This window comes from Rivularia sp. UHCC 0363 (genome assembly GCF_034931125.1).
Lineage (GTDB): Bacteria > Cyanobacteriota > Cyanobacteriia > Cyanobacteriales > Nostocaceae > Rivularia.
The window spans coordinates 112740-121601 of sequence record NZ_JAYGHM010000001.1 but is presented as its reverse complement, the minus strand read 5'-3'; the positions used below and the strand labels follow the sequence as shown (position 1 = coordinate 121601).

The 8862-nt window shown below is 33.3% G+C and carries 6 protein-coding genes; 2 read left to right on the top strand and 4 right to left on the bottom strand.

All coding sequences use genetic code 11. The features are described 5' to 3' along the window. Positions 1-122 precede the first annotated feature (122 nt). Positions 123-893 carry a class II glutamine amidotransferase gene (locus tag VB797_RS00485; RefSeq protein WP_323235650.1) on the top strand — a complete coding sequence of 257 codons (771 nt, stop codon included), beginning with the start codon at positions 123-125 and terminating at the stop codon, positions 891-893. 80 nt (positions 894-973) lie between these two features. Here VB797_RS00485 and VB797_RS00480 read toward each other — a convergent pair whose 3' ends face one another. Continuing rightward, positions 974-1618, bottom strand: coding sequence for a hypothetical protein (locus tag VB797_RS00480; protein ID WP_323235649.1), 645 nt, complete (start codon positions 1616-1618; stop codon positions 974-976). Between the two features lie 462 nt (positions 1619-2080). Between VB797_RS00480 and VB797_RS00475 the strand changes: the two genes are divergently transcribed. Next, positions 2081-2449, top strand: a complete 369-nt coding sequence (locus VB797_RS00475) for a pentapeptide repeat-containing protein (RefSeq protein ID WP_323235648.1) — start codon at positions 2081-2083, stop codon at positions 2447-2449. A 768-nt stretch (positions 2450-3217) separates the two neighbouring features. Here the strand turns inward: VB797_RS00475 and VB797_RS00470 are convergent. The 3 genes from VB797_RS00470 to VB797_RS00460 form a co-directional block, all read right to left on the bottom strand. Then, complete coding sequence (locus tag VB797_RS00470) at positions 3218-4273, bottom strand: hypothetical protein (RefSeq protein WP_323235647.1); 1056 nt, start codon at positions 4271-4273, stop codon at positions 3218-3220. A gap of 12 nt (positions 4274-4285) precedes the next feature. After that, complete coding sequence (locus VB797_RS00465) at positions 4286-5365, bottom strand: TRAFAC clade GTPase domain-containing protein (RefSeq protein WP_323235646.1); 1080 nt, start codon at positions 5363-5365, stop codon at positions 4286-4288. 122 nt (positions 5366-5487) lie between these two features. Continuing rightward, positions 5488-8862, bottom strand: a complete 3375-nt coding sequence (locus tag VB797_RS00460; RefSeq protein WP_323235645.1) for a GUN4 domain-containing protein — start codon at positions 8860-8862, stop codon at positions 5488-5490.

The window sequence follows — 8862 nt, the reverse complement described above, 5'->3', positions numbered from 1 at the left end:
ACTCCCTACTCCCTATTTTCAGAACCAAACTGTATTTCTACTAACTGTTAACCGATAACTAATAACTGATAACTGTTAAGTGATAATTGATCGTTGATAACCCATAACTGAATAATCAATCTATGTGTCAACTACTGGGGATGAATTGCAACGTACCGACTGATATTTGCTTTTCTTTTGAAGGCTTTTCGGCTCGGGGAGGTAAAACTGATGACCATAAAGATGGGTGGGGTATTGCTTTCTTTGAGGGAAAAGGTTGTCGGATTTTTATGGATGCTAAATCTTCGGTTAATTCCCAGATTGCGGATTTTGTGAAACGTTATCCGATTCATTCAACTCACGCGATCGCGCATATTCGTAAAGCAACTCAAGGTGAAATTGTCTTAGAAAACACTCACCCTTTCCGTAGGGAATTATGGGGAAGATATTGGGTTTTTGCTCATAATGGGGATTTGAAAGATTTTAATTTACCATTTATGGATTTTTACGAACCCGTGGGTAATACCGACAGCGAAAAAGCTTTCTGTTTGATTTTAGAAAGTTTAAGACAACAGTTTCCGATGGTAAAACCGCCTTTAGAACCATTATTTGCCGTTCTCAAAAAAATCACTAATAAAATCGCTAAACACGGTATATTTAATTATTTATTGACTGATGGCGAACATTTTTTTGCTCATAGTTCAACCAAACTTTCTTACATTGTCCGACAAGCACCCTTTGCTGCGGCTCATTTAATTGATGAAGATGTAACAGTGGATTTCAACGAATTAACTCGTCCGAGCGATCGAGTTGCTGTTATTGCTACTACACCCCTCACCGATAACGAAGTTTGGACGCAAATTCAGCCCGGAGAATTACTAACATTTCACGAGGGAGTACCCGTTACATTATGAAAGAAGTAGAGTTCGCATTGCTAGGTCTTACCCATTGGGAGTAAATCATTGTTTAATTTTAAACCTTTGACCTCTAACCTCTAACCTTTGGCCTTAATTAACTCCCATCCTTTTCTGACTCTACCGTGCGTCCATTTAATATAAGGAGTAACGAATAACCTAATGATAAAGGGAACAACAATTGCTACTCCGACAACAATTAAAGCCAATATTTTGATAGCGATAGCTTGCAGGTCTTTAACTAAATTTTGCACTCCTACAGCCATTTCTTGGTAATATCCTTGAATTTGTTTGATGTCGGGAATATCAGCAATTTTGTCATTAAATTTACTGAGGATAAGTAAGTTTTCTCCTAATACATTTTTGACATCTTTTAACCCTGGTACTGGAATATCAAAACCGGGGATACTAGGTATTTTAATAGGTAATTTTGTATCGGGGATTCTAATTTCCGGAAAATTAATTTCTACTGGAATAGTGTTAATTTGCTGAGAAACCTGAGATAAAGTAGTTTGTAAATTACTAATCGGTTCTATAGAAAAATTTATTGATGTGGCTTGCTCTAATGTAGCCGCTACACCAGCAAAAGTGCTGTTAATTTGATTCACACTACCATTTATCAGGTCACTCAGATCAATAAATAGACTGAGAAAAATTATTATCCAAAAAATCGGGATAAAAGCACTGACAATCATCCACAAACCTTTAGTTTTGTTTAAGATCATATAAGTAACTCCAGAAGATGTTTAAATATTATTTATAAATGAAATCACTAATTTGGATCGGGAATAGAAAATAGTATAATCTCTCGTTCCCAGCCTCCAGGCTGGGAATGTATTACTAGAGGCTCTGCCTCCGATCGCTTCCCCGAAGGCAGAGCCTTCTAAGATGGGTTCCCAGTCGGAGACTAGGAACCAGTAAAAACCAGTAAAACTTTTGTATTTATATTATAGTTATTCACCCTTAAAATATTAAAGAGAAGATTATTGATTTAAAAATTAATTAAAATTCAGCTTGATTTAGATAAAATATTGTATAACAATTACAATTTTATAGCTGAGCTATATCAAGTTAGGAGGATTACTTGTAAATACAAAAACTACGTAAATATTCAGTTTTCCTAATTTGGGTTTAATCAATTTACTACCGTAGTATTGAAAATATTTTAAGGAATATATCAAATAAATATGAATGCTGAGGAACTACAGCGACGTTATGACGCAGGAGAAAGAGATTTTAGCGGAGTTGATTTGCGATCGGCTAAGTTGATTGGAGCTAATTTAGCTGGTGTAAATTTGTTTGCAGCCGATTTAACAAATGCAAATTTAGCAAAAGCGAAATTGTGGGGTGCTAATTTAGGAGGTGCTAACTTAGCTAATGCTAATTTGACCCGAGGCAATTTAAGCGGTGCTAATCTCAAAGATGCTAATCTCCGGGGAGCCAAACTTAAGTATATTAAAATTTACGGAGCCAATCTTACTAGAGCTTGCTACGATAGCAGCACTCATTTTACTCCGAATTTTGACCCCGTTAGTAATCAGATGCAAAAGTTTTAGTTAATGATCAATTATCAATTAAGAGTTGTTAGTGACTTTTAATTCCTACTTCCTAACTCTTAACTTCCAACTTTTAAATATTTATCGCACCAGTTGACCATTTCCCAAAGTACGTGACCGACTGCTTCAAGGGAACGATAACCGTGGCTTTCTACCCATTGTAGAGTTGCAACATTATCTTATTATCGTTATCGGTGGTTTTGTTAAAGATCAAATCCAAAAAAATTATGTGATACCCCTACATAATCTTTGGCATCGTTGACGGCGGTTTTTATGGGAAAAATGCCGTTAGTGTAATTGTTGATGCCGATGATAAATGCGAGGTTGCGGGAGAACATATTTTGATGAACGGTTTGATAACTTTGGAATAAATTGTCAGTCTAGAAGTAATTCCCCATAAGTTAAAACTTAGGGAAGTTATCAAGGATTGATACGGTTAATTACAGAGATTGCGATAAGTCTCCGTTGTTAAACTTTGCTTATCACATCTAGTTAGGGCTATTGACTTTTCTCTACTATTTAGCTTTGTTTGTTACACAAATAATCATTTCTGACAGAAGTCTTTCTGGAATTGAGTTATTAATTGATTGTGATTTAATTCAGGCATAGCCATCAGTATTTACCACTCGACGCTTTGTCGTTGATACTACTATGTGTTGGGGCTGATAGCGATCCTTTTTTTTCTGCTTGAATTTGATTTGTGAGAAATTCTCGCGAATCAGTTTTTTTGTTCAAAGTCCAAACTTATAGGTAAGTATCGTTAATGAATTAGAACATATCATCTATTTTTGAGTTCATTTTACAAATTGCCATTTCTTCCTCTTCGTTTTTAGGTTCAGTATCAACAATTATTGCTTCAAGTTTACTGTCTGTAACAGTTTGATTTTTAACTAAAGCAATAGCTGCACGAATTGGATGATGTTTTATATACAGTTTACCATCACTTTGAGTTATGGTTTGCTGTGGATTACGGTCATCTATTTGTCCAGAAGTTTGGGTGGGTAATGATTCAAAAGTTTGATTATTAGCAAGTTTCAATTCGCCTTGTAAAAATATCCATGCTTTTGGATTGTCTTTCATCAATTTTAGAAGAGGTTTACTTGCATCTTGATTATCAAAATTAATCTTTGTAGTTGTATAAACATATCGACACTTTTGCAGTTTTGCCAATTTTTGCGAAGCTCCAATCATATTACCAAAAAACACTAGTAGCAATGAGATTACGATCGCAGTAATTATAAGAGTTACAAGTCTTACCCTATTTATAGGAAGTTTAGTAGGATGTTTATTTTTTTTAACAAAAGTTGGCAATTGACTACTTGTAGAAATCAATAATGCCTCTAACTCTTCAAGCTGAATAATTGGGCTAAATACATCTTCTCTTAAATCGATATCATAAGCATTAGAATCACTAATTTTATCCTCATTCCAAAACTCTATATATTTCTCTTTAAGTTCTTTAAGAGCTTGCTGGAGATGAATTTGCTTAATTTTGCCCAAGATTTCATCTGGCTGTTCTCGGAAAACAAGTCCTTCTATTACATCAATTTCTCTACCAAACGGATCTTTCAATACGTCATTGCCACTTTCTCCAATATTTCCTTTTCTAGCCTTAGTAGCTCGAAAAACAATAGTAAAATCTCCTGCTTTTGAGCCTTTAATCCAGCGAATATATACTTTTCCTGGTTCGCATAAATCATCATCTGATGCTTTATTGAGTAAGCTACGAATGTTTGCTAAAGAAACAAAATCAGGTGCTACTACAGTCTTGTAGTCAATTGACTGATTTCGAGTTACCAAGAAAGGCCAAGCTTTTATAAACATAACACTAATTACCTATAAATTTGATTCGGGATATTCAGCAAGAAACTTTTGTTCAATCGATTGACATGTATTCAAAACTTGAACAAAAGCATTTAGATTAGATATACTTTCTTGATTTTTTTTGGTTTGTACACCATTGTTTTTTTTCATAAACCAACGAATTAGAAAATAAGCTATAGGGATAATAAAGCCCAAACCACTCACGGGAATAAGAATGATAGTAAAAAAAGCGAGCAAAATGTAGCCTATTATTTTGCCTATTCCAGACTTTTTCTGACTATTCGATGGTGACTTTACGTTATCAAACCTACTAGAAGGATTATCAGTTAATGCAAAGGCTAGAGTCATTTCCAAATTCTGGGGTTGCGGTGTTTTACCAGGAATCTTTTTCATCTCTCCGTTTTCTAAAATTGCAAAACCCGAACCAACAGAACTAATAGGAATTAAACGAACCGGACAACCTGCTTTTTTTCGATTTCCAACTACATTGTAAAATTCAGGAATCGTGTTAAGTAGTTTGTTTCTGACTTGTTCTAAAAAGTATTTACCTTCGAGTAAATCCCACTTACTAATTACAAAATAAACTGGGATTTTTGCTGGACATTCTTGCACCAATTGCATAAGATTGGGTAAATCTGTGTGAATAAATTCTATAACAACATCATTACTAAGCTGTTCATCTTCCATGAATAAAAGCAGCTTTTGACCGTCTAGAAGTACTAAAAATGCACTAGCAATTTTAGTCAACGATTCAAATTGATTTGCATCATTTTTTTCTGTTACATCTGTAATTAAACCACCTGCATAATCAAAATAAGTAAACGTACAGGCTTTAACAAGGTTTAATTGCTCGGGGTCATTCGTATGACAATCAAAAGTCCATGAACCAGTATTTCTTGTTCCATCAGGCCAGCTTTCACCTCCAATCAGTTCTTTATAGATTTTATTCAAACTTTTTCTTTTTTGAGTATCTTCAGCAGATAGACAAAAATCAAACTCTCCCTGTGTTGAAAGCTTTTTGAAAAGACTTGCGAGGAAAACAGTTTTACCAGAGCCAGAAGCTCCGAGTACAAGAATATTGTAATTATTCATAATAAATATTATGCCTAGAAAATCATCAAACTGATAATACAATTAAGCTGAAGTCCTGTTTACTAAATAAACCAGCCTCGCAGTTTTAATGCTAATTTATTTATATAAATTTCCTGACAAATTCAAACTAATTTAGAATCCTCAAATCTATCTATTAATTCTGTCTCACAATCCTTAAAAACTTTTACGGCATGGCTTAAAGCTGATTGCTCGTCTTTTACAGCTTTGAGGGTTTCTTCTCTTGTTTTTTGAGTTTTTGTTGCCATTTTTTCTGAGAACTCTTGTATTCTTTTCAGAAAAAAGTTATTAGTCTTGGATGCAGCTTTTGTCAAATATTTAATTCGCTTTAACTCTGGCAATAATTCTTCAAGCTCCAAAATTTCTATGATATCGTTATCAGCGACAAAACCATTAATTCCATTAATACCATAACCTAAAATATTTAAGGAACCAAGCAATAAATCAATTGCAATGTTTTTACCTCCATTTATTTTTTTATTCTGTTCCTCAAGTTTTTTTTGTTCTCTTTGTATTTGATGAAGCTGTTGTTGCAATCTATCTGGTAAAACGCAAGCTAAAGGAACTTCAACTAAAAAAGGTACTGGTTGAGCACCAAGAATTTTTTTCATACTACCGTCAGGTTGAAGATTTGCAAACTCTAACCCTACAGCACTAACTGGAATAAGTCTTACATGAGAGCCTATGCTACTCCGATTTTCTAACAATTGTTGAAATTCTGGAATGTCCATAAGAAGCTTTTTGACTTGAGATAGGGAATATTTATTTCGATCCAGAATATCCCATTTACTAATAACAAAATGAATTGGAATATTAGATGTCTGCATTCGTTTGAGAATACTTGGTAAATCCTTGTTTAAAAATTCATTGATTAACATTTGACTATCGCCAGTCAGGCAAGCATGAATTTTTCGACCATCTAATAATCCCAAGATTACATCAGCTTGCTCAACTAATTTCTCAAAATCTTTATCTTCATCATCATCGGTTAAACGACCTCCAGCATAGTCAAAGTATGTGAACTGACAAGCAGTGTAGTTGTTGAGATCTTCTGTTTGAACACAACAATTAAAGGTCAATTCTGAAATATTTTTTGTTCCTGGAGGCCATGTTTCTTGAGTAATTATATGTGTATAAATTGAGTTGAGCAATTTTCTTTGGCTTGAATTCTTCACTTCCAGCTTAAAACTGGAATTTTTTTGAATTGAGAGTTCTTTAAATAAGCTGGCTAAGAATACGGTCTTACCAGCACCGGATGCTCCTAATGTTACAATTTTAAAGTTGTTAATATTCATTTTATGTTCTTCTGAATTAGATTGATTGGACTGATTTTTGAGAATAGCGATGTTTTCTATTTCTGGAGATGAAACAATATTTTGACTAACTTTCTCCAATTGTTCATTATCTAATTTACCTTCACCAAATGATGAAAAAAGATAAACAAAATCATCTCCAAAAATATTATGCTTAGTAATATCTGAATCCTGGGCAAAAATATTTTTTATTACATTAGTAGGAACTTTCAAAATATTGGATGTTACTCCCCAAGCAGGGAGGTGTCCTTCAGGAGCGTCAAGTCCAAATGTTAATTCATCATAGACTTTCCAAGAACTTAGGAAAGCAGTATTTTTTTTCCATCCAACTTTTTTAGCAAAGGCTTTCTTATTTTGTTTTTCAGCATCAAAAATCTTCTTTTGTACGCTTAATCCAAAATGATTCTTACTATAAATTAGCCAAAGTTGATCGATAGTGAATAAGTCTTTGCTAGGAAAGTTTTGAATTGATTCTTTGTCGAGGTAGCCTTCTTCTACACGACCGGCAATATTGACTATAGCGCACCTAGTCCAATTATCGGCTTTCTTCCATTCATTTGCTGCGAGAAATTCCCGTAATTCCCAGTAATTTATTTGTTGCTCATCGCTGAATATAAGACTAGTATCAATGTTTCCAATTTTTTTAATTAGTCTTTCAATAAATTCAATATCTTCTTCTTTGATTCCTAATAATTCTTTACGACGTTTCAATTCAGCGCGAATTGTATCACTTAAAGGATAGTTTCCTTGCTCTCTCTTTTCTTTAAATTCTGCTACATATTGCTGTAAATTATTACGATAAGCTTGGTTTCTTATCGGTGACTCAATAGCTTCTAAATCTTCTTCTTTGATTCCTAATAATTCTTGTCTTTCTCTTAGTTCGGCACGGATTATATCACTCAAAGGATAACATCCTTGTTCTATTTTTTCTCTAAATTCTGTTCCATACTGCTGTAAATTATTACGATAAGCTTGATTTATTATCGGTGACTCAATAGCTTCTACATCTTCATCTTCGAGTCCTAAAAAATCTTGAACACGTTCTAATTCATAATGAATTTCATCACTTAAAGGATAACGTTCTTGTTCTATTTGTTCCCGAAATTTTCTCTCGTACTGGTCTTTGTTTTTTTGATAAGCTTGATTTTTAATCGGTACCTCAATAGCTTCTACATCTTCATATGTAAGGAACAAATCTGCTTGAAGTTTATTTAATAATTGTTTATCTTCATGACTCAATGGATACTTTTGGTCAACTTTATGTTTGAATTCTTGCTGATATTCTCTTAATTTTTTATGCTTGAATGGTTCTAATATTGTATTTTGAATATTCTTTACATCTTCCTTTTTAATATCTAAATAACATCTAAGTCGCTCCAATTCATCAAGATGTCCGTTGTTTAAAGGATGATGTAAAGGATAATCCTTTATTTTGTCTTTACATTCTCGTTGATAAATATCACATTTTTGGCGATAAAGTTCTTCTAATTTTCTATCTTTCTCTTCTTCTAATTTATTCTTTTTACTTTCAACACGGGATTTGCATTCTGTTAATTCGTAATCCTTTTGTGCCTGTATACTTGATATTTCCTCATTCTTGAACGAATAATTTCTTTGCCATGTTCCATAATAATCGGTTAAATATTCATACACTTTTGCTTTAATATCTTGAATTGGAATATTAATATATCCATCAGAGTCAATATCCGACTTATGTAGAATTTCATTATGGATACGTTCGGGTATTTCTTGCACTTCAACAATATCTTTAAGTTCTTTTAATTGCTCTTGTGTTGTTTGAATACAATATTCATCATATCCATAATAATCATAGTGAAGTTTATCTGATAAGTCCGATAATTTTTGAACTAAAGTTTGAACCAAATCTTTTTTAGATTCTTCTGTATTTTTTTCAATCTTTTGTTTCTCTTTTTCTAATTGTGCTGTTATATTCTTTTTCTCTTGATCTATTTCTTCGTTGACACGCTCTTTTTCCTTCTCAAACTTATCGTTTATATCCTTTTCTCTGTCTAAAAGTCTCTGGATATCCTTTCTTTCAGCAGGAGCCTGATTTGTAATATGAATATGGTCGGCTTGATAATTAGTTCCTCCATTTGCTAATAAACTTTTAGCATTATCGCGGTTACTCTGAGAATTGTTTTCCAT

Coding starts and splice junctions, on each gene's coding strand:
- VB797_RS00485 (WP_323235650.1), top strand. CDS start 123: ATGTGTCAACTACTGGGGATGAATTGCAACGTACCGACTGATATTTGC.
- VB797_RS00460 (WP_323235645.1), bottom strand. CDS start 8,862: ATGGAAAACAATTCTCAGAGTAACCGCGATAATGCTAAAAGTTTATTA.
- VB797_RS00480 (WP_323235649.1), bottom strand. CDS start 1,618: ATGATCTTAAACAAAACTAAAGGTTTGTGGATGATTGTCAGTGCTTTT.
- VB797_RS00465 (WP_323235646.1), bottom strand. CDS start 5,365: ATGAATAATTACAATATTCTTGTACTCGGAGCTTCTGGCTCTGGTAAA.
- VB797_RS00470 (WP_323235647.1), bottom strand. CDS start 4,273: ATGTTTATAAAAGCTTGGCCTTTCTTGGTAACTCGAAATCAGTCAATT.
- VB797_RS00475 (WP_323235648.1), top strand. CDS start 2,081: ATGAATGCTGAGGAACTACAGCGACGTTATGACGCAGGAGAAAGAGAT.